Origin of the sequence: Xanthobacter sp. 126 (assembly GCF_000526175.1) — a bacterium.
GTDB lineage: Bacteria > Pseudomonadota > Alphaproteobacteria > Rhizobiales > Xanthobacteraceae > Xanthobacter > Xanthobacter aminoxidans.
The window spans coordinates 1,063,521-1,086,380 of record NZ_JAFO01000001.1; the positions used below are offsets into that span (position 1 = coordinate 1,063,521).

The 22,860-nt window shown below is 68.9% G+C and carries 20 protein-coding genes, 1 tRNA gene and 1 pseudogene; 10 read left to right on the top strand and 12 right to left on the bottom strand.

The window, feature by feature from the left end:
* The first annotated feature begins 197 nt into the window (after window positions 1-197).
* Entirely contained in the window at window positions 198-671 is a 474-nt protein-coding gene (greA, locus tag XAN126_RS0105035; protein ID WP_024277510.1) for a transcription elongation factor GreA, read from the top strand.
* A gap of 267 nt (window positions 672-938) precedes the next feature.
* Here greA and XAN126_RS0105040 read toward each other — a convergent pair whose 3' ends face one another.
* Window positions 939-1,424: an Lrp/AsnC family transcriptional regulator gene (locus tag XAN126_RS0105040; protein ID WP_024277511.1), complete on the bottom strand. Its 486-nt coding sequence runs from the start codon at window positions 1,422-1,424 to the stop codon at window positions 939-941.
* A gap of 293 nt (window positions 1,425-1,717) precedes the next feature.
* Here XAN126_RS0105040 and trxB point away from each other — a divergent pair, with 293 nt between their 5' ends.
* From trxB to XAN126_RS0105065, 5 genes are all read left to right on the top strand, one after another.
* Complete coding sequence (gene trxB, locus XAN126_RS0105045; protein ID WP_024277512.1) at window positions 1,718-2,680, top strand: thioredoxin-disulfide reductase; 963 nt, start codon at window positions 1,718-1,720, stop codon at window positions 2,678-2,680.
* 151 nt (window positions 2,681-2,831) lie between these two features.
* Window positions 2,832-3,722: a LysR family transcriptional regulator gene (locus tag XAN126_RS0105050; protein ID WP_024277513.1), complete on the top strand. Its 891-nt coding sequence runs from the start codon at window positions 2,832-2,834 to the stop codon at window positions 3,720-3,722.
* A gap of 317 nt (window positions 3,723-4,039) precedes the next feature.
* Complete coding sequence (locus XAN126_RS0105055; RefSeq protein WP_024277514.1) at window positions 4,040-4,558, top strand: peptidoglycan-binding protein; 519 nt, start codon at window positions 4,040-4,042, stop codon at window positions 4,556-4,558.
* A gap of 52 nt (window positions 4,559-4,610) precedes the next feature.
* Window positions 4,611-4,895: a hypothetical protein gene (locus tag XAN126_RS0105060; protein WP_024277515.1), complete on the top strand. Its 285-nt coding sequence runs from the start codon at window positions 4,611-4,613 to the stop codon at window positions 4,893-4,895.
* Window positions 4,896-4,962: 67 nt separating this feature from the next.
* On the top strand, window positions 4,963-5,676 hold the full coding sequence (locus tag XAN126_RS0105065; protein WP_197024004.1) for a M15 family metallopeptidase: 714 nt from the start codon (window positions 4,963-4,965) through the stop codon (window positions 5,674-5,676).
* Between the two features lie 13 nt (window positions 5,677-5,689).
* Here XAN126_RS0105065 and XAN126_RS0105070 read toward each other — a convergent pair whose 3' ends face one another.
* The 10 genes and pseudogenes from XAN126_RS0105070 to fdnG all read right to left on the bottom strand — a co-directional run bounded on the left by XAN126_RS0105070 (window position 5,690) and on the right by fdnG (window position 17,413).
* Complete coding sequence (locus XAN126_RS0105070) at window positions 5,690-6,061, bottom strand: hypothetical protein (RefSeq protein WP_024277517.1); 372 nt, start codon at window positions 6,059-6,061, stop codon at window positions 5,690-5,692.
* 6 nt (window positions 6,062-6,067) lie between these two features.
* On the bottom strand, window positions 6,068-6,571 hold the full coding sequence (locus XAN126_RS0105075; protein WP_024277518.1) for a hypothetical protein: 504 nt from the start codon (window positions 6,569-6,571) through the stop codon (window positions 6,068-6,070).
* Window positions 6,572-6,654: 83 nt separating this feature from the next.
* Window positions 6,655-6,750, bottom strand: a tRNA-Sec gene (locus tag XAN126_RS0105080).
* 135 nt (window positions 6,751-6,885) lie between these two features.
* Window positions 6,886-8,721: pseudogene (gene selB / locus XAN126_RS27560) on the bottom strand (selenocysteine-specific translation elongation factor); the annotation flags it as partial.
* Window positions 8,722-8,822: 101 nt separating this feature from the next.
* Window positions 8,823-9,551 carry a tetratricopeptide repeat protein gene (locus tag XAN126_RS0105095; RefSeq protein WP_038194391.1) on the bottom strand — a complete coding sequence of 243 codons (729 nt, stop codon included), beginning with the start codon at window positions 9,549-9,551 and terminating at the stop codon, window positions 8,823-8,825.
* A 643-nt stretch (window positions 9,552-10,194) separates the two neighbouring features.
* Window positions 10,195-11,625 (bottom strand): L-seryl-tRNA(Sec) selenium transferase, encoded by a 1,431-nt coding sequence (selA, locus tag XAN126_RS0105100; RefSeq protein WP_024277522.1) that lies wholly within the window; start codon window positions 11,623-11,625, stop codon window positions 10,195-10,197.
* A 9-nt stretch (window positions 11,626-11,634) separates the two neighbouring features.
* The gene (gene fdhE, locus XAN126_RS0105105; protein ID WP_024277523.1) at window positions 11,635-12,567 is read right to left on the bottom strand and encodes a formate dehydrogenase accessory protein FdhE; all 933 of its coding nucleotides are present in this window, start codon (window positions 12,565-12,567) and stop codon (window positions 11,635-11,637) included.
* Window positions 12,568-12,657: 90 nt separating this feature from the next.
* A complete protein-coding gene (locus XAN126_RS0105110) occupies window positions 12,658-13,356 on the bottom strand; it encodes a formate dehydrogenase subunit gamma (RefSeq protein WP_024277524.1) in 699 nt (232 codons plus the stop codon).
* On the bottom strand, window positions 13,353-14,309 hold the full coding sequence (fdxH, locus tag XAN126_RS0105115; RefSeq protein WP_024277525.1) for a formate dehydrogenase subunit beta: 957 nt from the start codon (window positions 14,307-14,309) through the stop codon (window positions 13,353-13,355). The genes XAN126_RS0105110 and fdxH overlap by 4 nt, the downstream gene beginning before the upstream one ends.
* Before the next feature lie 17 nt (window positions 14,310-14,326).
* Window positions 14,327-17,413: a formate dehydrogenase-N subunit alpha gene (gene fdnG, locus XAN126_RS0105120; RefSeq protein ID WP_081762527.1), complete on the bottom strand. Its 3,087-nt coding sequence runs from the start codon at window positions 17,411-17,413 to the stop codon at window positions 14,327-14,329.
* A 464-nt stretch (window positions 17,414-17,877) separates the two neighbouring features.
* On the opposite strand from fdnG, the gene XAN126_RS0105130 reads away from it, so the two are divergent.
* From XAN126_RS0105130 to XAN126_RS0105145, 4 genes are all read left to right on the top strand, one after another.
* Window positions 17,878-18,462: a TlpA disulfide reductase family protein gene (locus XAN126_RS0105130; RefSeq protein ID WP_197024005.1), complete on the top strand. Its 585-nt coding sequence runs from the start codon at window positions 17,878-17,880 to the stop codon at window positions 18,460-18,462.
* Window positions 18,459-19,598 (top strand): transglutaminase-like domain-containing protein, encoded by a 1,140-nt coding sequence (locus tag XAN126_RS0105135; RefSeq protein WP_024277529.1) that lies wholly within the window; start codon window positions 18,459-18,461, stop codon window positions 19,596-19,598. Before XAN126_RS0105130 ends, XAN126_RS0105135 begins: the two co-directional genes overlap by 4 nt.
* 131 nt (window positions 19,599-19,729) lie before the next feature.
* Window positions 19,730-20,788 carry a selenide, water dikinase SelD gene (gene selD, locus XAN126_RS0105140; RefSeq protein ID WP_024277530.1) on the top strand — a complete coding sequence of 353 codons (1,059 nt, stop codon included), beginning with the start codon at window positions 19,730-19,732 and terminating at the stop codon, window positions 20,786-20,788.
* A 93-nt stretch (window positions 20,789-20,881) separates the two neighbouring features.
* Complete coding sequence (locus tag XAN126_RS0105145) at window positions 20,882-21,280, top strand: hypothetical protein (protein ID WP_024277531.1); 399 nt, start codon at window positions 20,882-20,884, stop codon at window positions 21,278-21,280.
* On the opposite strand, the gene XAN126_RS0105150 is transcribed toward XAN126_RS0105145, so the two are convergent.
* Entirely contained in the window at window positions 21,246-22,859 is a 1,614-nt protein-coding gene (locus XAN126_RS0105150; RefSeq protein ID WP_038225668.1) for a bifunctional aminoglycoside phosphotransferase/ATP-binding protein, read from the bottom strand. The genes XAN126_RS0105145 and XAN126_RS0105150 overlap by 35 nt on opposite strands.
* Between the last annotated feature and the right edge of the window lies 1 nt (window position 22,860).

A 22,860-nucleotide genomic window follows, 5' to 3' on the forward strand; every position in this document is an offset into this window, starting at 1 on the left:
GCATCCGTCGCGGCCGTCCGGCGTCTCAAGGCGCGGGGCGGGTGCATCGCCCGGGGGCCATGGATCGCCCGAACCGGGACAGTCGCCGCAGCCGAGGCGCCGAAAGGCGCCGCGGGGCGGCTTTCTTTTCGGCGCCGGCACCACCTGAGGTGGGGCTCCGGCGCACCGAACCGTTTCAGGAGGTCTGACAAGGACCCATGGAGAAGATTCCGATGACGGCGGGCGGCTTTGTCGCCCTCGAGCAAGAGTTGAAGCAGCGTCAGCAGGTGGAGCGTCCGCGCATCATCAATGCCATCTCGGAGGCGCGCGCCCATGGCGACCTGTCCGAGAACGCGGAATATCACGCCGCCAAGGAGCAGCAGTCGCTGAACGAGGGCCGCATCGCCGATCTGGAGGACAAGATCTCCCGCGCCGAGGTGATCGACGTCTCGAAGCTCTCCGGCGACATCGTCAAGTTCGGCGCCACGGTGACGCTGGTGGACGAGGACACCGAGGAAGAGAAGGTCTGGCAGATCGTCGGCGACAGCGAAGCCGACGCCAAGGCCGGCCGCATCTCCATCTCCTCGCCGGTGGCCCGCGCGCTCATCGGCAAGAAGAAAGGCGCCTCCGTGGAGGTCGTCACCCCCAAGGGCGCCCGCTCGTTCGAGATCGCGGACGTGCGCTGGGCCTGAGCGGGAGAGGGGCGCAGCGGGGCTCCGGGGGCACATGGCCTCCGAGCGCTGCCGACGTATCGAGCTTGCTCGCCTTGCCCCATCCTCTCCGCCGTCATGCCCCGGCTCGTCCGGGGCATCCACCCCGCCGCAGGTGCGGTGCCGACAAGACGTAAGCCAGCCCGGCCGCGCCGTGGATATCCCGGACAAGCTGGGGGATGACGCCGCTCAAGATCCACGAAGCGCGCGAATCTCAGCCGCCGCAGCGCCCTCCGGTGAGATGACGCCTCACGCCCCCTTCGGCAATCCGGCTTCCAGCGGCACGATCGGCGCGTCCTTGGACTGTTTCAGCGTCAGGGCCGTCTTCACGTTGCGCACGTTGGGCGCGGCGGTGATATCCAGCACGAAGGTCTGGAAGGTGCGCAGGTCCGGCGCCACGCACAGCATCAGGAAATCCACGTCGCCCGAGAGCATCCAGGCGCTGCGCACCAGCGGCCAGCCGGCGATGCGCTCCTGGAAGGCGTCGAGGTCGACCTCCGCCTGGCTGATGAGATGCACCATGGCGAAGGCCATGAGGTCATAGCCGAGCCGCTTCTCGTCCAGCAGCGCGCGGTAGCCCTCGATGATGCCCTCCTCCTCCAGCGCGCGCACGCGCCTGAGGCAGGGCGGGGCGGAGATGCCGACGCGCCGGGACAATTCCACATTGGTCATGCGACCGTCCCGCTGCAGCTCGTCGAGGATTTTCCAGTCGACAGCATCGAGGCGAACGGTCAAGGCACGGCTCCTTGGGGGCAAGGCTTGGGGGCAGGGTCGATGGTGCCGCCGCCAGGGCGGCGAACAGGGGCATTACGTCCGCGCACCTTAGTCTCCGTATGCGGCAACGCAACGAAATAATATTGCGTCGTTTGCGCTGCGAAGGGACAGAAGCTGCCGCCTTGTGGGCGGGGGAGGGAGCCCCTACATTCGGGCATAGCTCACGCTGCGGCCATCGGGCGGCCTGCCACACGGCCCGGTCCTTCTCTTGTCGCGGTTTCCAGCCTTTCGAGCTTCTGGTTTTCGAGGACGTCATGACCACCCACAGCGCCAAGGTCGTCATCATCGGGTCGGGTCCGGCCGGCTATACCGCGGCCATCTATGCGGCCCGTGCAATGCTGGAGCCGGTCCTGTTCGAGGGCATCCAGCCCGGTGGCCAGCTCACCATCACCACGGATGTGGAGAATTATCCCGGCTTCGCCGATCCCATCCAGGGCCCGTGGCTGATGGAGCAGATGCGCGCCCAGGCCGAGCACGTGGGCACGAAGATCATCGCCGACCATGTGAACACGCTCGATCTGTCCAAGCGGCCGTTCCGCCTGGAGACCGAATCGGGCGACACATGGCTCGCCGACGTGGTGATCCTCGCCACCGGCGCCCAGGCGCGCTGGCTCGGCCTCGAATCGGAGGCGGCGTTCCGCGGCTTCGGTGTCTCGGCCTGCGCCACCTGCGACGGCTTCTTCTATCGCGGCAAGGAAGTCGTGGTGGTGGGCGGCGGCAACACGGCGGTGGAAGAGGCGCTGTTCCTCACCAATTTCGCCTCCAAGGTCACGCTGGTGCACCGCCGCGACGCCTTCCGCGCCGAGCGCATCCTGCAGGATCGCCTGTTCGCCAATCCCAAGGTGAGGGTGGTGTGGCACTCCGAGGTCGCCGACGTGGTGGGCGAGAGCGGCGACATCTCCAAGGTCACCGGCGCGCGCCTGCGCGACGTTCGGACCGGAACCCTCACCGAGCTACCCGCTGACGGCATATTCATCGCCATCGGTCATGCGCCTGCCACAGAGCTGGTCAAAGACCAGTTGAAGCTCAAAGAGAGCGGATACGTGTGGACTGCGCCGGATTCGACGGCAACGTCGGTGCCGGGCGTGTTCGCGGCCGGCGATGTGGCCGATGATGTCTATCGCCAGGCGGTTACGGCCGCGGGGCGGGGCTGCATGGCGGCGCTGGAGGCGGAGCGGTTCCTCGCCCACCACAGCGTGGCGCAGGCGGCGGAGTAAATCGTCCGGGCGCGGGGAACCGCCCGGGGACGATCTAAAAGGGTTCAAGGAAGGCCGCGGGGCGGGGAGCCCGCGGCTTCTCCCGAGACAAGCGAAAAACAGCACCACCTCGCCGGCCGGACGCCGGTGATGCTCAAGGGGCTCGGGCCGGATGGATTGGGACAAGCTGAAGGTCTTCCACGTCGCCGCGGAGGCGGGCTCCTTTACCCATGCCGGCGAGACGCTGGGGCTCTCCCAGTCGGCGGTGAGCCGGCAGGTCTCGGCGCTGGAGGCGGAACTGAAGGTTCCGCTGTTCCACCGCCACGCCCGCGGCCTCATCCTCACCGAGCAGGGCGAGCTGCTCTACCGCACCGCCCATGAGGTGTTCCTCAAGCTGGAATCGGCGCGCGCCCAGCTCACCGACAGCCGCGAGAAGCCCAACGGCGACCTGCGCGTCACCACCACCATGGGCCTTGGCACCCACTGGCTCACCGCGCGGGTGGGCGAGTTCGTGGAGCTGTTTCCGGACATCCGCATCCAGCTCATCCTCACCGACGAGGAACTGGACCTTGCCATGCGCGAGGCGGACGTGGCCATCCGCATGCGCCAGCCGGTGCAGCCGGACCTGGTGCAGCGCAAGCTCTTCACCGTGCATTTCCACGCCTATGCCTCGGCCGACTATCTCAAGCGCCACGGCCATCCGCGCACGCTGGACGAGCTGGACAAGCACCGCATCCTGCTGCTCGGCGGGCCGATCCCCTCCTATTTCCAGGGGCTGAACTGGCTGGAGCATGCCGGCCGCGACGGCTCCACCCCGCGCATTCCCGCCTTCGAGGTCAACAACGTGCTCGGCCTCAAGCGGGCGGTGGAGCGGGGCGTGGGCATCGGCACCCTGCCGGACTATCTCTCGGACGATTCCACCTCGCTGGTGCAGCTCTTCACCGATCGCGAGACGCCCAAGCTGGAGGCATACTTCACATATGCTCAGGAAATGCGCTCGGTGGCCCGGATTCAGGTCTTCCGCGACTTCCTGATTTCCAAGGCGCAGCGCTGGAATTACTGATTTATGACGTTCGAAGGTGCTATGGTAGGGTGAGGATTGCCTAGCCAAGCGCTGAGCACATGCCTGATATGCGGTCAGTATACGTTGCATTCTGCCTATTCGGGGAGCATCTTTCCCTTGCGCTGATTGCATCCTGTGCGGTGCATCAGCTGTTCCCCTCTGGAAGGTTCGCTGCTCTGCAGCGATACTTGCCGGGTCCCGACCAGGACCCGGCATTTTTCTTTTGTGGGGTTGATTTTTCAGGGTGCCGCAGCGGCTCTTTTCCCCCAATGTCGGTTACCGGCCTCGAGGCCGGGGCAACTGGACCGGGGTGTGTCATGGCACTTCTCAAGCGTGGGCTCGCGGGCGAGCCGGTGAAGATCCTTCAGGCCAAGCTCGGGGTGACTGCGGACGGCCAGTTCGGCCCCGGCACCGAGGCGGCCCTCAAGGCCTACCAGACCCAGCACGGCCTTTCGGCGGACGGCATCGCCGGCCCGGACACCTTCACGGCGCTCGGCCTGCCGGAGCTGGTGCTGCTCACCGTGGGCACCAAGGGCGAGGCGGTGAAGAAGCTGCAGACGGCGCTGGGCATTCCCGCCGACGGCGCCTTCGGCCCTGCCACCGCCAAGGCGGTGAAGGAGTTCCAGGAAAAGAACGGGCTGGACGCGGACGGCATGGCCGGCCCCGACACCCTCGCCAAGCTCCCGGCCTTCGCCGGCGTGTTCTCGCCGGAGGCGGTGGCCAAGTCCCAGACCGCGCCGGGCACCATTTCCATCGATGCCAAGCCCGCCGAGGCCGGCGCCACCGCCGCGCCGAAGAAGAGCATCTGGCAGACCATCACCTCCTTCTTCTCCTGATCCGCGGGAAGCGGCGGGGGGAACAGGGGCAAGTCCCGGGCGTTGGCCCGGGATGAACCTTGCCCCTTTCCACCCGCCGCGCTCCGGCGTTGAACCCCATACGGCCGCCCTCGCGGGCGGCCCGTTCCCCCCGACCGAGCCCGGCCGTCCGCCGGAGCCGCCCATCCTGCCGCCGGGCCCGGTGGAGGACCCGCCGGATTTTCCCGAGCCCGGCCCGGACCTGCCCCCGCTCCCCGAGGGCGATCCCTCCCGCGAGCCGCGCCGCGATCCCGACCCGGAGCCGCCGCCGCTGAGCGATCCCGTCGATCTGCCGGAGCCGCCCGCGCGCATGGCGTGAGGCCCGCTCTGGCGGGCGTCCGCGGCGGGGCCTATGCTTGGGCCTCACCACCCGACGCGAACGCGACATGCTCAGAGCCCTGATGGATCGATTGGTGAAGCCCGCCGCCCAAGCCCTCACACTCACCCTCGCCATTGCCGGCCTGCCGCTCGCGGCGGATGCGCGGACCGACCGGCCGGACCTGTTCGTGGACGTGGCGGGCGTGGTGCCGGACGCGGTGTTCGACGTGCGCTATTTCTCCACCGACAATTTCGTCGGCACGCGCGTGGACGGCTACGGCGCCGCCCGCTGCTTCCTCACCCGCCCGGCCGCCGAGGCGCTGGCCAAGGTGGCGGCGGAGGCGAGGAAGAAGGGACTCGGCCTGCGCATCTTCGATTGCTACCGCCCGGCCCGCGCCGTCGCCCATTTCGCCCGCTGGGCCAGCGACCTGCGGGATGAGAAGACCAAGCCCACTTATTATCCCGACGTCGCAAAGAAGGACCTGTTCGCGGAGGGCTACATCGCCGCCCGATCGGGCCATTCGCGCGGCTCGACGCTGGACCTGACCCTGTTCGATCTCGCGACGCGGCGGGACATCGACATGGGCACGCCGTTCGACCTCTTCAGCCCGCGCTCCTGGCCGGACTCCGCCGCCGTCACCGCCGCCCAGCGCGGCAACCGCCGGCTGCTCGCGGGACTGATGAGCGAGAACGGCTTCAAGCCGTTCGACAAGGAATGGTGGCACTTCACACTGAAGGACGAGCCCTTCCCGGACACCTATTTCGACTTTCCCATCGAGTAGGGCCGACCCGTCCTCAGTTCGGCGCGATCTCCTCCACCTTCAGCCGGCGGCCGAGGGTGTCGAAGAAATCGCCTTCGTTCAGCACCAGCCGGTTCTCGCGGATGCGCTGTTCCAGCGCGCGCAGGCGGCCGCGTGCCTCGGCGTTTTCCAGCGGGCCTGCGTTCTCCACCTGCGCGAAGAAGGCGGCGCCGTCCCATACCTGCCGCGAGCCGGCAAACAGGGCGATCATGCCGGCCCAGTCCACCTCGTCGCCGATGATGTTGAGGAAGGTGGAGGCGAGCGGCTTCACCTCCGGCTCGGCGATGCGCACCAGCACCACCAGCGCGGTGAAGCCGCCATGGTCGGCGAAGGTGGCGGTGAGCCAGTCGTCGAAATCGGTGGCCATCGGCGTTCAGAAGTCCACGAGGGGCGTGTCGGGAAGATAGTGCTCGAACAGGTACCAGAAGGCGCTCTGCCGCGTCGTGGCGTACCAATCCTCGAACGCCGCGAGGGCGGCGAGGGCGGCCTCGGGCGCCGCCTCGCTCTCCATCTCGAACAGCGCCACGGCGACCGGGGCAAAGCGCACGAGCACCTCGGCGCGGGCCTCGCTGTCGTCGGACCAGCCGAGCCGCGCGCGCAGCAGCGCCTGCCCGGCGGCGGCGGCCATCTCGGCGTCGCCGATGCCATCGAGGGCGGTGGCGAGGGAGCGCATCAGATCGGCCCGGCGCCAGGCATGGGCGCGTTCGCGCGCCAGTTCCTCGGTGCGGCGGGCGGCCTCGGCGCGATAGGCCGTCTCCGCCACATCGGCCGCGACTTTCGCGGCGTCCAGGCGCGCCAGCACGGCGGCACGGGCCTCGATGGCAGGATCGGGCGCGGCTTCGGGGGCCGGGATGGGGAGGTCGGTCTCGGGGCTCATCGTCCCTTCCCGTAGCTGCGGGGGCGCGCATCGGGCGCGGGCTGCTTCGGATTTGGCGCAGCGGAATTTGGCGCAGAGGAATTTGGCGGAAGAGAGTGGGAGTCGAACCCACCAAGGACCGGCTCGCGGCCCCTCCCGGATTTGAAGTCCGGACGCCCCACCAGGGACGCTTCTCTTCCCCGCGACGGCGCCGCCGCGGTCGTCTCCGGCGCATCGTCCGCCGCTCCGGCGAACAGGTCCAGCCGGAACGGATTGATGCGCCTCAGATCGCCGCGACGCAAGGTGAGGCCGTGGCGGTCGAAGAATTCGAGGATCTGGATCGCCACCTTGCGCCCGTTCTGCACTTCGTCGCGGAAGGCGGCGGCGGTGAACTCGTCCTTCATGCGGGGGCCGGAGAGGCGGGTGATGATCTCCACCATCTCCGACACCACCGGGCGCAGGAAGAAGTGGTCGTGGGCCACCTCGTCCACCCGGCCCATGCGGCCGAGCAGCTTCATCAGGCGGCGCACCTCCGGCTCGGGTACGGCGAGGAGGCCGGCGATGTCGCGCACCCGCGGCGGGCGGAAGCGCTCCTCGCCGGTGAGCAGCGGCTTGATGCGCGCCCACAGCGCCTCGTCGGCGGCGGCGAGCTTCACCGAGAAGTCTGCCCGGCGCACCCAGGCGCCCTCCTGCCGGATGGTGCCGGCCGGCAAGGCGGCGAGCGCGGCGAGGAAGGCGGCCGCCGGCAGGCGCGGTTCCAGCATCATGCGCAGCCGCTCGCGGCCGAGGCCGGGCAGGTCCGGGTTCTCCGCATGGAAGGCATCGAGCGCGGCCATCACGCTGGCCGAGAAGGTGGCAAGCGTCGCCTGCGTCAGCGCCAGCGTGGCGGCGCCCGCGGCAAGGCGGGCGAGATCGAGCCGCTGCGCCAGCGCCTCCGTTTCCTCAGCGGAGAGCGCCCGGTCGCGGGCGAACGCGTCGAGATCGACGAAATGCGGCGGCACGGCCAGAAGCCCGGCCAAAGCCTCGGCGGGATCGCGCTGCGCCAGCGCATCGAGCTGGGCAATGCGCTCGGGCGTGCGGCGCTTACGGCGCGGTCCCCGCAGATCGAGGAAGCGGCCGCCGCCGATGGTGCGCTGGGCGGAGGTGTCGCGGATGACGAAGCGGTCGCCCGCCGCCGCGGCGATGGGCGCCTCCAGCACCAGCTGCACCTTGCCGGTGCCACCGGGGGGGATGGCGTCGCCGAGCAACACGAGGCGCGCGCCCACCTCGCGCGCCGCATGGTGCAGGCGCACCGGTAGCCACTGGGCGATGGGGCGGGGCTCGCTGGCCAGAACCTTCAGCTCGGCGTCGATATGGTCGGCGGGCGCGTGCAGGGCCGGGTCCAGCACCACGTCACCGCGGGAAATGGCCTCCTTGGAGATGGCCTCGCCGGCGAGGTTGATACCGCAGCGGTCGCCGGCGACGCCGGTCTCGGCGACGCGGTCCTGCGCGCGGATGGAGCGCACGCGGGCGGCAATGCCGGAGGGGCTCACCGTCACCCGGTCGCCCACCTTCACCGCGCCGGACAGCACCGTGCCCGTCACCACCGTTCCCGCGCCGGAGAGGGTGAAGCTGCGGTCCACGGCGAGGCGGAACCGCCCGCCGCCGGCCCGCCGGCCCAGGGTCCGCGCGGCGTCCACCAGCATGTCGCGCAGCGCGTCCACCCCGTCGCCCCGCGCTGCCGCCACGGGCAGGATAGGGGCGCCGGCAAGGCCCGTGGGAGCGAGGAGGGCGGTGATTTCGGCTTCCACCGCGGCGAGGCGGTCGGCATCGGCGAGGTCGGCCTTGGTGAGGGCGACCACGCCCTTGTCGATGCCGAGCAGGTCCAGGATGGCGAGGTGCTCGCGGGTCTGCGGCATCACGCCATCGTCGGCGGCCACCACCAGCAGGGCGAAATCGATGCCCCCCGCGCCGGAGAGCATGGTGTGCACGAACTTCTCATGCCCGGGCACATCCACGAACCCAAGGACCTCGGGGTTCACCTCGTCTCCCACCGGGAGATAGGCGAAGCCGAGGTCGATGGAGATGCCGCGGGCCTTCTCTTCCTTCAGACGGTCGGTATCGACACCGGTGAGCGCACGCACCAGCGTGGTCTTGCCATGGTCGATATGTCCGGCCGTGCCGATGATCACATGAGCGCTTTCGAGCGAAGTGGATACCGGTTCGCGTGAAGAAAACGCGCCAACGCGAAACGCTAAGGCATTTCCGTGATGACGCGAAACAGGGAAATGCCTTAGGGCAGCTCCCCCAGCGGAATGGCGGCGCGGCGCTGGGCGGCGGCGGTTTCTTCCGGGCTCAGCGTGGCGCTGACCGCGTCGAAGAAACGGTCGGCGAGGGCGCTGTGCCCTGCGCGGGCGCGCAGCAGCCAGGCGAAGGCGGCGATCTTGTCGTGGGGCACGCCGGCGCCGAGATGGTAGGCGGCGCCGAGCATGGCCTGCCCGTCCGCGTCGCCCGCCTCGGCCCCCTTGCGCCACCAGCGCGCGGCTTCCACCGGGTCGCGATCCGTGTCCAGCGCGTTGTGGGCGATCATGCCGAGACGCGTCATGGAGGAGGCAACGCCCTGCTCGGCCGCGGCCAGCGCCCAGCGGCGGGCCTCGGTGGCGTCGGCGGGCATCACCTCGCCCTCCAGCAGCATCCAGCTCAGCATGTCCTGCGCGGGGGCGTCGCCGTCCTCGGCGGCGGCGCGGTACAGCTCGGCGGCGCGGGCATAGTCCTGCGCCACGCCCTGGCCCTTGAAATAGAGGGTCGCGAGGTTGCGCCGGCCCACCGGATCACCACCCTCGGCGGCCAGTTCCAGCCAGCGGCGGGCGAGGTCTAGGTCCTGGTCGACGCCGAGGCCGTCCACGAAGCAGGCGCCGATATTGTTCTGGGCGCGGGCATTGCCGGCGCGGGCCAGCGGCTCCCAGATGTTGAGCGCGGCCTCGTACTGGCCGGCGGTGGCCGCCGCCAGCGCCTCGGCCATCAGCTCCTCGGGGGAGCGGGGGTCGGCGACCGGCTCTTCCGGCGCAGCCTCTTCCGTGAAGGCGGGCTCGGTGTAGGAGACCTCGGCATAGCTTGCCTCAGCGGTGTAGGTCTCGACGAAATCGGGCGCCGCGACCTCGGGGGCCGCGACATGCGGCGCAGGTTCCGGCGCGGGGGCCTCGACGGCGGGCGCGTCCGACGTGCTGGGCGCACGGGCGAACACGATCTCCTCGAAATTCAGCTCCACCGCCGGGGCTTCCGGCTCGCGCGCGGGCGGCACATGGGCGTGCGGCTCATGAGTGTGCGTCTCATGGGCGACCGGCTCCGGCTCGGAGACGGGGGCGAAGGGGTTGTCCCCCCGCATCCGCTCTTCGAGGCGGGGGCGCCGCGGCGCAGGGGCGACGGGACGTTCCTCGGCCGCGGGGCGCGTGGGGGCAAGGCCGCTGGCGATGTCGCCGAGCAGCGCGTCGAGATCCACCTCGGCCTCGCTCACCGGGCGGCGCTCGCTGGCGCGCTGCAGGCGGGGCATGGGCGGATGGACGTGCGGGGGCCGGGGCTGTGCGCGATCCTGAACAGAGCGATCCTGGGGCGCATCGGTCGGCGTATCCGGGTCGTCCGGTCCCCCACCCTTGCCCTTCAGTCGGTCAAGCCAGCTCATGTGCCCCCTCCAAAGCGGTCACGGACGCGACAAGCGCCGCTTCGTCCTCAAGGCATCTCACATCCAGCACCAGCGCCTGATCGTCAATCCGTCCGATGACCGGAACCGGCAACCGTCGCATGGCGTCGGTCAGCCGGCCGATGGCGCCGCCGCTGCCGTCGCGGGCACGGATGGCGAGGCCGACGCCCTCCAGCGTCTCCAGCGGCAGAGCGCCGGAGCCGATCTGGCTGCGGCACGGCGCGGCCTCCACGGTGAAGCGTTCGCCGAGGATGCGCTGAAGATGCGGCGCCAGTCGGGCAACCTGGGCGGCCAGATCCTCGCGCGAGCGGGTGAGGTAGCGAAGTGTGGGAAGACGGGACGCGAGGCGGTCCGGGTCGCGGTAGAGCCGCAGCGTCGCCTCGATGGCGGCGAGGCGCACCTTGTCCACGCGCAGCGCCCGCTTCATGGGATTCTTGTTGATGCGGGCGATGAGATCGCGCCGCCCGACGATGAAGCCGGCCTGCGGGCCGCCGAGCAGCTTGTCGCCGGAGAAGGTCACGATGTCCGACCCCTCCGCCAGCGCCTCCCGCACGGTGGGCTCATGCACGAGGCCGTAGCGGGAGAGGTCGGCCAGCGTGCCCGAACCGAGGTCGTTGACCAAAGGCACGCCGCCGGCGCGGGCGATCTCGGCGAGGTCGCGGGGCGGCACCTCGGCGGTGAAGCCCTCGATGCGGTAATTGGAGGTGTGGACCTTGAGGATCACCCCGGTCTCGGGGGCGATGGCGTCGCGATAGTCGCGCGGGTGAGTGCGATTGGTGGTGCCGACTTCCGCCAGCTCCGCGCCGGCCCGGCGCATGATCTCCGGCATACGGAAGGCGCCGCCGATCTCGATCAGCTCGCCGCGCGAGACCAGCGCCGGCTTTCCCGGCGACAGGGTGTTCAGCACGATGAGGACGGCGGCGGCGTTGTTGTTCACCAGCGTCGCGTCCTCGGCGCCGGTCAGCTCGCAGATGAGGCCGCGCACATGGTCGTCGCGCTCGCCGCGGTGGCCGCCGTCGAGGTCGTATTCCAGCGACACGGCGTTGCGCATGGCGCTTGTGGCGGCCTCGATGGCCTCTTCGGCGAAGATGGCGCGGCCGAGATTGGTGTGCAGCACCGTACCGGTGAGGTTGAACACCGGCTTCAGGCTGGGCGCGGCGGCGGCATCGAGCCGGGCGAGGGCGGCGGCGGCGATCTCCTCTGGCGTCGCGGGGGCGCCGGCACCGGCCTTGAGCGCGGCGCGGCGCTCGTCGAGGGCGTCGCGCACCGCCTGCGTCGCCGCCTGCCGACCATGGCGCTCCACGGCGGCGCGGGCGGCCTCGGCCTTCAGCACCTGATCCACGGAGGGGAGCAGGCGCAAGGGCGGGGCGGGGGAGAGGGCCGCCGGTGCGTTCGCCATCTCGCCCCCTCAATAGCCGAGAAGGAAGGGGTTGAAGGCGGCACGCCGATACGGGCCATCCTTCTGCTTGATGTCGAGGGCGAGGCTCGCCACGTCGTCGGCCACCGGATCGAGGCCGTCATCCTGCGCGAGATAGAACACCTTGGAATAAGCGTGGCAGGTGTCGCAGGTCTCGGCTTTCACCGCGCCGTTGCCGCCCTCCACCTCCTGATAGCCGATGCCGGCGGTGGAGCCGCAGGCGGTGCAGCGCACCCGCACGAAGTTCCAGAGCGTGCCGCACAGGGCGCAGGCACAATAACGGGCGCCATGGGAGGTGGGCCAGTTGACGATGAGGCTGCCCACCGGCGGTCCGCCGCAGGTGGGGCACACGCCGTCGCCCACCGGCACGAGGCGGGAGGCGTCGAGCTGGGACGCGAGGCGGGCGAAATGGGCTTCCAGCGCCGCCGCCACATAGAGGTGCTCGGCCATCGCTTCCTCGGGGATGGAGGAGGCGAGCACGTTGCGGATCATCTCGCCGCGCGCCACGTCGGAGGCCATACGCACCCGCTCCAGGGCGGTTCGGGCGGCTTCGGGCTGCTCGATCTTGGTCGCTTCCGCCAGCGCCCGCTCGAACAGGGTGTCGAAGGCGGCATCGGTGGTGAAATGGCTGCGGTCGAGGGGCGGCATCTCGTTGGCGCGGGCGCGCTCGACCTGGGCGGCGTCCACCGGCTCGGGCGCGGGCGTCGCGGCGACGGCGGCGTGCTGCGCCTCGCAGAGCCCGGCGAGAAAGGTAAGGTAGGGCGCTAGGGGATGGCTGTGCGCCAGATGCCGGAACCGCGCGGCGCGCCGCGCGAACAGGGTCGAGGGGTCCGGCAGATACGCGAAGGTCGGGGCCGTCACGCCCTCCAGCACGGAGGGATCGGGAATCGGGGGCGCCGAGGTGGGGCCGAAGGTACGCGACATGATGACCTCACGAACCTCACGGGTCACGTGCACCGGACAAGAACCCCCCGGTCGCTCGCGGCGGCCGGGAGGCCATTATAGGGGTAAGCGCTATTCCGCGGGAGTCCCGCGGGTGCCCGACTTGCGGGAGCTGACCAGCTCGCGGAACCACTTGCGGTGGTGCCGCCATGCCCAGCCGCCCGTTACCTGCCCCTTGGTCATGGCGCTGATGGTGCCCTTGACCCAGATGGCAGCGTATACGTGGACGATCCACACGCAGATGATCGCCACCGCCGCTAGCGCATGCACCAGAAGCGCGATGCGCTGCTGCTCGATGGTGGTGTAGGAGGCGAAATAGGCCTGCCAGATCACCACGCCCGAGGTGATGAGCACCATGATGAGCAGGCTCATGCCCCAGAACACCAGCTTCTGCCCGGCATTGTACTTGCCGAGTTCGGGCAGCTTCTCCTCATGGCCGGCGATGACGTCGCGGATGCGGCGCATCCAGGTGCCGTCCTCGCTCTTCCAGAGGTTGGCCTTCCAGAAGCGCAGGAACATGCCGGCGAAGGAGAAGAAGAGCACCACGCCGATCCAGGGATGGATGGTGCGCGTCATCTGCCCGCCGCCGAACAGGCCGGTGAGAAAATAGAGGCTGGGGTGGAAAAGAGCGAGGCCCGAGATGGCCAGGAGGATCAGGCTGATGGCCGTCACCCAGTGGTTGATGCGGGCGCCCACCGTGTAGCGGTCCACCTGCACGGGGCGACCCGGATGAACCGCGTCGCCTTTCTCCAGATCGTAGGGTGCGCTCATGAGCGACCTCCGGACGACAGCTTCTCGGCCGTCAGCTTTTCGGCGTTCGCCTCGTCTTCAGGCGACACCTTGTTGGCCCCGTTGACGAGGTAATGCAGCGCGCCGGCGAGGGCGGCAAAGCCCATGACGCCGAGGCCCACATATTTGGTCACGCCCTTCCACGCCTCGACGATGGGGCTGATGCGCGGATTGTCCGGCAGGCCCGCATAGATCGAAGGCTTGTCGGCGTGCTGCAGCACGTACATGACGTGCGTGCCGCCCACGCCGGGCGGATCATACAGGCCCGCATTCTTGTAGCCGCGGGACTTCAGATCCTTGATGCGGCCCTCGGCCCACTGCTTCATCTGCGTCTTGGTGCCGAAGACGATGGCCTGGGTGGGGCATGCCTTCTGGCAGGCGGGACCCTGGCCGACCGCCACGCGGTCCGAGCACAAAGTGCACTTGTAGGCCTTGTGATCGACCTGCGAGATGCGCGGGATGTTGAAGGGGCAGCCCTTCACGCAATAGCCGCAGCCGATGCACTTGGCGTGGTCGAAGTCCACGATGCCGTTGGAATACTGCACGATGGCGCCGGGCGCCGGGCAGGCCTTCAGGCAGCCCGGATCGGCGCAATGCATGCAGCCGTCCTTGCGGATGAGCCATTCGAGATTGTCCGTCTCGGGGTTCACCCATTCGGTGAAGCGCATGAGCGTGAGCGAGGCGGGCGTCAGGTCCGGCGGGTTGGTGTAGGTGCCGTTGAAGGTGCCGATCTCCTCATGGAGCTCGTTCCATTCGAGGCACGCCGCCTGGCAGGCCTTGCAGCCGATGCACTTCGACACGTCGATGAGCTTGGCCACCGGCTCCTTGAACTCGACCTGCGAGGGGGAACCGGAGGCCGAGCGGCGGACGAGGTCCGCATCGCTCAGCTTGGGCGCCACGGGGGCGGTGGTGGGGTTCGGAATCGGAGGAAACATGCTGGTTCTCCTTTTCCTTACGCCACCGGCCCGGTGGAGGGCTCGATGTTGACCAGGAACGCCTTGAACTCCGGCGTCTCGATGTTCGCGTCACCCACGAAGGGGGTCAGCACGTTGGCCGGGAAGCCCTTCTTGGCGGCACCGACGAAGCCCCAGTGGATGGGGATGCCGACGATGTGCACGGGCTTGCCGTCCACCATCAGCGGACGGATGCGCTTGGTCACGTAGGCCTTGGCGAAGACCGAGCCCCGCTTCGACCACACGCGGACCCAGCCAGCGTTCTGGATCGACTTCTCCTTCGCCAGTTGCTCGGAGATTTCCACGAAGAACTCGGGCTGGAGCACCGAATTCACGTGGTTGTTCTTCGTCCAGTAATGGAAGTGCTCGGTGAGCCGGTAGGAGGTCGCCGCATAGGGGAACTCCTTCGACGCCACGTCCGCGAACTGGGCGAAGTCGTCCTTGAACACGCGCGCCACCGGGTTGCCCCGCACCTTGGGGGCGATCAGGTTGGCGACCGGGCTCTCGAACGGCTCGTAATGCACCGGGAACGGTCCGTCCCGCATCATGCCCCGGGTGAACAGGCGGGAGACGCCTTCCGGGTTCATGATGAACGGGCCGACATCCTGCGGCTTGGCGGTGGGGGCGATGTCGGGCACGTCGTAGCCCGTCCACTTGGCCCCGTCCCACCAGATCAGCTTGCGGGTGTCGTCCCACGGCTTGCCGTCGATGTTGCACGACGCGCGGTTGTAGATGATGCGGCGGTTCGCCGGCCAGGCGAACGACCACTTCAGATACGCGCCGGTGTCGTCGGGATCGGAATTGTCCCGGCGCGCCATCATGTTGCCCGCCTCGGTGTAGCAGCCGGAATAGATCCAGCAGCCCGCCGCGGTGGTGCCGTCGTCGCGCAGCACGCCGAATGTCGGGACCTGCTTGCCCGCCTCAAGGACCTTCTTGGTGGGGTCGTTGGGGTCGAGCACGTCCGAGACCACGTAGCCGTTGAGCTCCTTGGCAAGCTCGTCCGGCGAGGGCTCGTGCGGGTCCTTGTAGTTCCAGGTGAGGTTGACGATCGGATCGGGGAACGCGCCGCCGTCCTTCTTATACATCTCCTTCAGGCGCAGATGGATCTGCGCCATGATGTAGATGTCCGTTTTCGCCTCGCCCGGAGGGGTGCCGGCGGCCCAGTGCCATTGCAGCCAGCGGCCCGAATTCACCAGCGAGCCGTTGTCCTCGGCGAAGCAGGTGGTGGGCAGCTGGATGACTTCCGTCTGGATCTTCGACGGATCGGCCTGGTTGTAGACGCCGTGATTCTCCCAGAAGCGCGCGGTCTCGGTCTCCAGCGGATCCATGATCACGAGGAGCTTTAGCTTGCCGAGCGCCTCCGCGAGCTTGGCCTTATTGGGGAAGGCCTGCAGCGGGTTGAAGCCCTGGCAGAAGTAGATGTTCATCTTCCCCTGCTTCATCAGCTCGAACGCGCGCAGGATGTCGTAAGACGGCACGTCGAGCTTCGGCAGGTAGTCGTAGGCCCAGTTGTTGTCCGCCGTCGCCGACTGACCCCACATGGCCTTCTGGAAAGAGACGAAGAACTTCTTGTAGTTCTGCCAGTAGCTCATCTGGTTGGGACGCAACGGCTTGAAGCCGCGCGTCGACATGTAGGCGTTGAAGTCCGGCTCCTTCTCCGTCGGGATCGTGAGATAGCCCGGGATCAGGTTGGACATCAGGCCGATGTCTGTGAGGCCCTGGATGTTGGAATGCCCGCGCAGGGCGTTCATGCCGCCGCCGCGCACGCCGATATTGCCCAAGAGAAGCTGAAGCATCGCCATGCAGCGGATGTTCTGCGAGCCCTTGGAATGCTGGGTCCAGCCGAGCGCGTACATGGAGGTCATCGTCTTGGTGGGCGACGAACACTCCGCCATCATGGACGCCACCTTCAGGAACTTGTCCTTGGGCGTGCCAGTGATGCGTTCGACCAGTTCCGGCGTGTAGATGGAGACGTGCTGCTTCAGAAGGTTCCAGACGCAGCGGGGATGCTGGAGCGTGTCGTCCACGACCGCATAGCCGTCCGGGCCGATCTCGTAGTCCCAGGTGGAGCGGTTGTAGTCCCGCTTCATCTCGTCATAGCCCGTGAACAGGCCGTCCTGGTACCCGAAGCCTTCCTTGACGATGTAGCCAACGTTGGTGAACGCCTTCACATAGTCCCACTGAATCTTGTCGTTCTGGATGCAGTAGTTGATGACGCCCAGAAGGAAGGCGATGTCGGTGCCTTGCCGGATGGGGGCGTAATAGTCCGCCACCGCGGCCGAGCGCGTGAAGCGCGGGTCCACGACAACGAGCTTGGCGCCACGGGTGGCCTTCGCCTCCGTGACCCACTTGAATCCGCACGGGTGCGCTTCAGCGGCATTGCCGCCCATGATGACGACCAGATCCGTGTTCTTGATATCGGTCCACGAATTGGTCATCGCGCCACGGCCAAAAGTTGGGCCCAAACTGGACACCGTGGGGCCGTGTCAGACGCGCGCCTGATTGTCGAAAGCCAGAATTCCGGTCGAGCGCACCACCTTGTAGGTGGCGAACGCGGTTTCGTTGGTGGTGGCGGAGGCGGCGAGGAAGCCGGTGGTGAGCCAGCGGTTCACCGTCACGCCGTCCTGGTTCTTGGCGATGAAGTTGGCGTCGCGGTCCGCCTTCATGGCCTTGGCGATCTTGTCGAGCGCCTCGCCCCAGGAAATCTTCTCGAACTTGTCGGAGCCCGCGCGCCGGATCATGGGCTGCTTGAGGCGCTGCTCGGACTTCACGATGTCGAGCAGGGCCGCGCCCTTCGGGCAGAGCGTGCCGCGATTGGTGGGGTGGTCGGTGTCACCCTCGATATGGGTGATGTCCGCCTTCTCGCCCTTGGCAAGATTGCCCTTGGAGAAGATGAGGATGCCGCAGGCCACCGAGCAGTAGGTGCAGGTGTTGCGCACCTCGGTGGTGTTGACGAGGCGGAATGGCTTGATGGTGGAGGCCAGGGCCTCCTCGATGGGACCGAATCCCAACGCGCCCAGCGTCGTTCCCGCCACGCCCGCGCCCGCCGTTTTCAAAAACTGGCGCCGCGAGAGCTCCATGTTCATCGAAGGAAGCCTCCGACCTTGCGTGCCCCGACCGGGGACGGTTTCGGACGGCCACGGGGCCGCTCCGGGAGCTGGATCACCCAGCGTGATCGGACGGTATTTTGGAACTGGAATGATGTCAATTTGGGTCGGCGCAACTCCGCGTGTTTGAACGAAAATCGCCTTCCTGTCGCATGTTGCGATGCGGCACGCCGGCGGTTGCCGGTTGCCTCTAGTGACGCAAGGGAATGCAGTTTTGCGGCGCGGCCTGATTGTGCGCTGCCGAAGCATGGCCGACATCACGGAAAGGAGCGTTGACCGCGCTTGCAACCCTGACGCAGAGTGCCCGCGTGAAGGTCGGTTTGGCTCCCGCGGGTCGGGGCGCACACTCTATCCAGTCGGATACAACATATCCCGGGCGGCAGCGTCGCTGGCGGGGCCGCGGGAGCGTATCCGCGCGTCTAGGGGCGGTCGGGTCTTTGCCTGTGCGCGACGTGACGGGCGCGTTGGCGCTCGCCCTCCTGCTCGCGGCTGGACCTGTCCTCGCCGCGCCCGCCGCCACGGCGGAGGAAGAGCGCGCTGCGCCGGGCCTCCTCGCGGCCGTCGAAGGCCATCCGCTCGCCCCCGCGCTCTCGCTCGGCGCCCTCGATGGCGCGCCGGTGGCTCTTACCGCGGGCGATCCTCCGACCATCGTCCATTTCTTCGCCACCTGGTGCGCGCCCTGCCGCACCGAGCTTCCGGCCCTCGCCGATTTCGCCCGCTCAAGCGGCGTCCGGGTGCTGCTGGTGGATGTGGCCGAGCCCGCCGACCGCATCCGCCGCTTCTTCGCCGAAGGGACGGCTGGCGCCGCGCCCGGTCCTGTCCTCATCGACCAGAACCGCGCGGCGGCGCGGGGGTGGGGCGTCAGCCTGCTGCCGGCGAGCTTCGTGGTGATCTCCGGCCGTCTCGTTCTCGCCCGCGAGGGTGAGGTGGACTGGGCCGATCCTGAAACCCGCGCCGCGATCCGCGTCGCGGCGCCGCCCCCGCAAAAAAACCAATCAAAAGAAGCCCAGGGAGAACAGACCCGATGACCACCCGTCGCGACTTTCTGAAAGCCGGCGCCCTTGCTGGCGTCTCCGCCGGTGCCGCCGCGCTGCTGCCCCGCGCCGCCTTTGCGCAGGCGGCCGCGCAGACGGCCCCCGCGGCGCGCGTGTTTGCGCCTACCGTGGGCAACTGGCGCAGCTTCCAGATCACCACCACGGTCGAGATCCTGAAGCCGGCCGGCACGGTGCAGGCCTGGCTGCCGGTGGCCTCCTTCAGCAATCCGGACTGGTTCAAGCCCGGCGAGAACACCTGGACCACCAACGCCAAGACCGCAAAGATGGTGCGCGACGCCCGCTCCGGTGCTGACATGCTGCACCTCGCCTGGGCCGAGGGCGAGCCCGCGCCCAAGGTGGAGCTGGTCAGCCGCGCCACCAGCCGCGATTTCGCCGTGGACCTGACCAAGCCCGGCAAGCCCGCCCCGCTCACCGCCGAGGAGCGCCGCCGCAACACCGCCGCCACGGACCTCATCCCCACGGACGGCATCGTGAAGGCGACCTCCGACAAGATCGTCGCCGGCAAGGCGTCCGAGCTGGAGAAGGTCCACGCCATCTTCGAGTGGATCGTCGAGAACACCTATCGCAATGCCGCCACCCGCGGCTGCGGCATCGGCGATATCGCGGCGCTGCTGAAGAGCGGCGATCTCGGCGGCAAGTGCGCCGACCTCAACGCCTTGTTCGTCGGCCTCGTGCGTGCGCAGGGCATTGCGGCGCGCGATGTCTACGGCCTGCGCGTGGTGCCCTCGCGCTTCGGCTACAAGAGCCTCGGCGCCAATTCCGAGATCGTCACCAAGGCGCAGCACTGCCGGGCCGAGGTGTTCCTCTCCGAGTTCGGCTGGACCCCCATGGACCCCGCCGACGTGCGCAAGGTGGTGCTGGAGGAGCCCCCGGGCAAGCTCGCCCTCGACGACCCCAAGGTGGTCGCCGCGCGCAAGGCGCTGTTCGGCGCGTGGGAGGGCAACTGGTTCGCCTACAACACGGCGCACGACGTGGTGCTGCCCGGCTTCGACGGGCCGCACCTCGGCTTCCTGATGTATCCGCAGGCGGTCAGCGCCGGCAGCCTCATCGACTGCCTCGATCCGGACAATTTCAAATATACCATTCGCGCCGCTGAAATCGCGGTGTGATCCAGACGCCGGTCAGGGCGTGATCCTCGCCGTGGTGGCGCTCAGCGTCGCCCGGCGAGGACATTCTTTCCAAACATATCCCTGCGCGGCGTGATCGGCCGCGCGGCTGCTCCCCTCATGGAACCCGCGCCATGCTCGATGTGCCCAACCCGCCCGTCCGCCTCACCAGCCTCGCCCATGGCGGCGGCTGCGGCTGCAAGCTCGCGCCGTCCGTGCTGCAGGAGCTGCTGGCGGGGCAGGCGAGCGGCGGGCCGTTCGAGCGGCTGCTCGTGGGTACCGAGACGGGGGACGACGCGGCCGCCTACGATCTCGACGGCGAGACCGCCATCATCGCCACCACGGATTTCTTCATGCCCATGGTGGACGACCCCGACCATTTCGGCCGCATCGCCGCGACCAATGCCATCTCGGACGTCTACGCCATGGGTGGCGAGCCGCTGATGGCCCTTGCCATCCTCGGCATGCCGCTGGGCAAGATCGACACCGCGACCGTGCGCGCCATCCTCGCCGGCGGGCAGGCCATCTGCGCCGAGGCGGGCATTCCGGTGGCAGGCGGCCATTCCATCGACTGCCCGGAGCCGGTCTATGGCCTCGCCGTCATCGGCCGGGCGCCCAAGGCGCGGCTGCGCCGCAATTCCACGGCGCGCGCGGGGGATGCGCTGATCCTCACCAAGGCGCTCGGCGTCGGCGTCTATTCCGCCGCCTTCAAGAAGGATGCGCTCTCCCCCGCCGCCTATGACGAGATGATCGCCTCCGTGACCAGGCTGAACCGCGTGGGCGCGGCGCTGGGCAAGGAAGTGGCGGTGAGCGCCATCACCGACGTGACCGGCTTCGGCATTCTCGGCCACGGGCTGGAGATGGCGCGCGGCTCGGGCGCGACGCTGGTCATCGAACGCGCCGCGCTGCCCTGGCTTTCGGACGCGGAAAAGCTGGTGCGGGAAGGCTTCGTCACCGGCGCCTCGCACCGCAACTGGGCGAGCTACGGCGCCGAGGTGGATCTGCCCGAAGGCACGCCAGACTGGCAGCGCCACCTCTTCACCGATCCCCAGACATCCGGTGGGCTGCTGGTGGCCTGCGCGCCCGAGGAGGCCGACCGTCTGCTGGCCGACATCCGCGCGGCGGGCTATCCGGCGGCGGTACGCATCGGCCGCGTGGAGGCCGGGCCGGGGCGGGTGCGCATCGCCGGCTGAGGCGACAAGCGGGGGCGCTGGCGGGACGCCGGCGCAGGAATCAAGGAACCATGCGGCGTGGCAGGTCGTTCTCCCGACGAAAGGAGAACGGACATGCCCTTCACCGACGCCTTGAACTTTTATTCGACGGCGCCCCGGCGCCCGTCTCCCGTCGTGCTGCCCTCGCCCAATGCGGCGCGCATCTGCGCAACCGCGATCGTGGGCGGCATCATGTTCCTGCTGGCCTCGGGCGCGCCCGCGCCGGCCGCCGCGCAGACGGCCGCACCCGCGACGCAAACCGGCGCCTGCGAGGAACCGCCGCACACCGCCGCGACGCCCCCGGCGCATGGCCCGGATTCCGGCACCAAGCCCGGCAGCGAAGGCTCCACTGCCTGGAGCGGTGGCTCCTATACCGGCCTCACGCCCCATGCGGGCACTCCGGCATCGCCCACCCGTCAGCCGGATACGGTCTCCGGCGTCAATCCGAAGCCGGAGCCGCAGGGGAAGTGCTGACGGGGCGCTCGGCTCTCGCCCAATGGATGGGGCCGAGATCATAGGCCAGCTGATGGTGCACCACGGCGGCGTCGGCGTCTGACGCATCGCCGGTGCGGGCGGTCACCCGCCGCACCAATTCCTCCGCCGGCGCATCGAGCCAGATGCCGGCGAACGGCAGTCCTGCCTGCGTCGCGACCTTTTCGATGGCGTCGCGCTCATCGGGGCGTGCATGCACCGCATCCACGATCACCGTATAGCCGCTGGAGAGGACGCGCCGCGCCAGTGTCCGCAGCCGCTCATAGACGCGCGGGCTCACCTCGGCCGCATAGGCTTCAGCGGGAAGCTTTTCCGTTTCCGCCACCTTGAAGAGGCGCTTGCGCTCGATATCCGAGCGCAGCACGACCGCACCGGGCGCCCGCGCTCCGAGGCAGGGGGCCATCTTCGCCGCCCATGTGCTCTTGCCGCTGCCGGATAGCCCGCCCACCGCCCAGAGGGTGGGCCCGGAGGGGGCGGCCGTCTCCACAGTTCCATCACCGAACCGGACCGGTCCGGGCTGTGTGGTGCCGAGGAGGTCGATGGTCTGCCGGAAGAAATGGGCGACCCGCGCCTCCGCCTGTGCCCGCTGTTCCCCCTCCAGATGCGCCAGCCCCGCCGCCTCTACCTTCGCCCTTATGCCGGCGCGCAGGCTGAGGAAGAGCGGCAGCGCCGCGAGCCCGTCGAGCTGCGCGTCATCGCTCGCCCAGAGGTAGCGGTTGAAGATGGCGTTGGCCTCCTTCCGCAGCCCGCGCTGCCAGAGATCCATGAGGAGGAAAGCGAGGTCGTAGAGGACATCGCAGGTGGCGATCTCGTCGTTGAACTCGATGGCGTCGAACAGCACCGGCTTGCCGTCGAGGAGCACGATGTTGCGCAGGTGCATGTCGCCATGGCAGCGGCGGACGAAGCCCGCCCCGGTGCGGGCCGCCAGCAGCGGGCGCACCCGCGCCAGCGCCGCGCGGGAGACTTCGGCGAGCCGCGCCACGTCTTCCGCCGGGAACAGGTCCGGCCGGGCGGAGAATTCGGTGATGTTGTCTTCGAGATAGGTGGAAAGCGCGGCCGCGGTGTCGAAGCCCCGACGCTCGGGCGCGGCGGCGTGGGCGCTCACCACCATGGCCGCGACGGCCTTGACCAGGTCGGGCGTGAGCTCGCCGCGTTCGGCGATCCTGTCGAGGGTGAGATCGGTGTCGAAGCGGCGCATCTTCACCGCATAGTCCACCACCTCGCCCTCGCCGCCCAGCGCGAGGCCATCCGCGGTGCGCACGATGGGCACCACGCCGAGATAGAGGCCGGGTGCCCCCGCGCCCGATATCTCCACCTCGGCGGCACAGGCGGCGCGGCGCTTCTCCAGCGTGGAGAAATCCATGAAGGGGAAGAAGACCGCGCGCTTCACTTTGTAGGCGAACGGCCCGGCGAGGAAGACGGCGGCGCCGTGGGTGTCGATGCGCGTCACCGCGTCCGAAAGGCCGTGGGTGGCTGGATCGGCGAGGAGGGCGAAGACGGCGCCCTGATCGGCGACCACATGGTCGCCGGCGCTCTTTTGGGGCGGTTGCGCAGGTGCCATG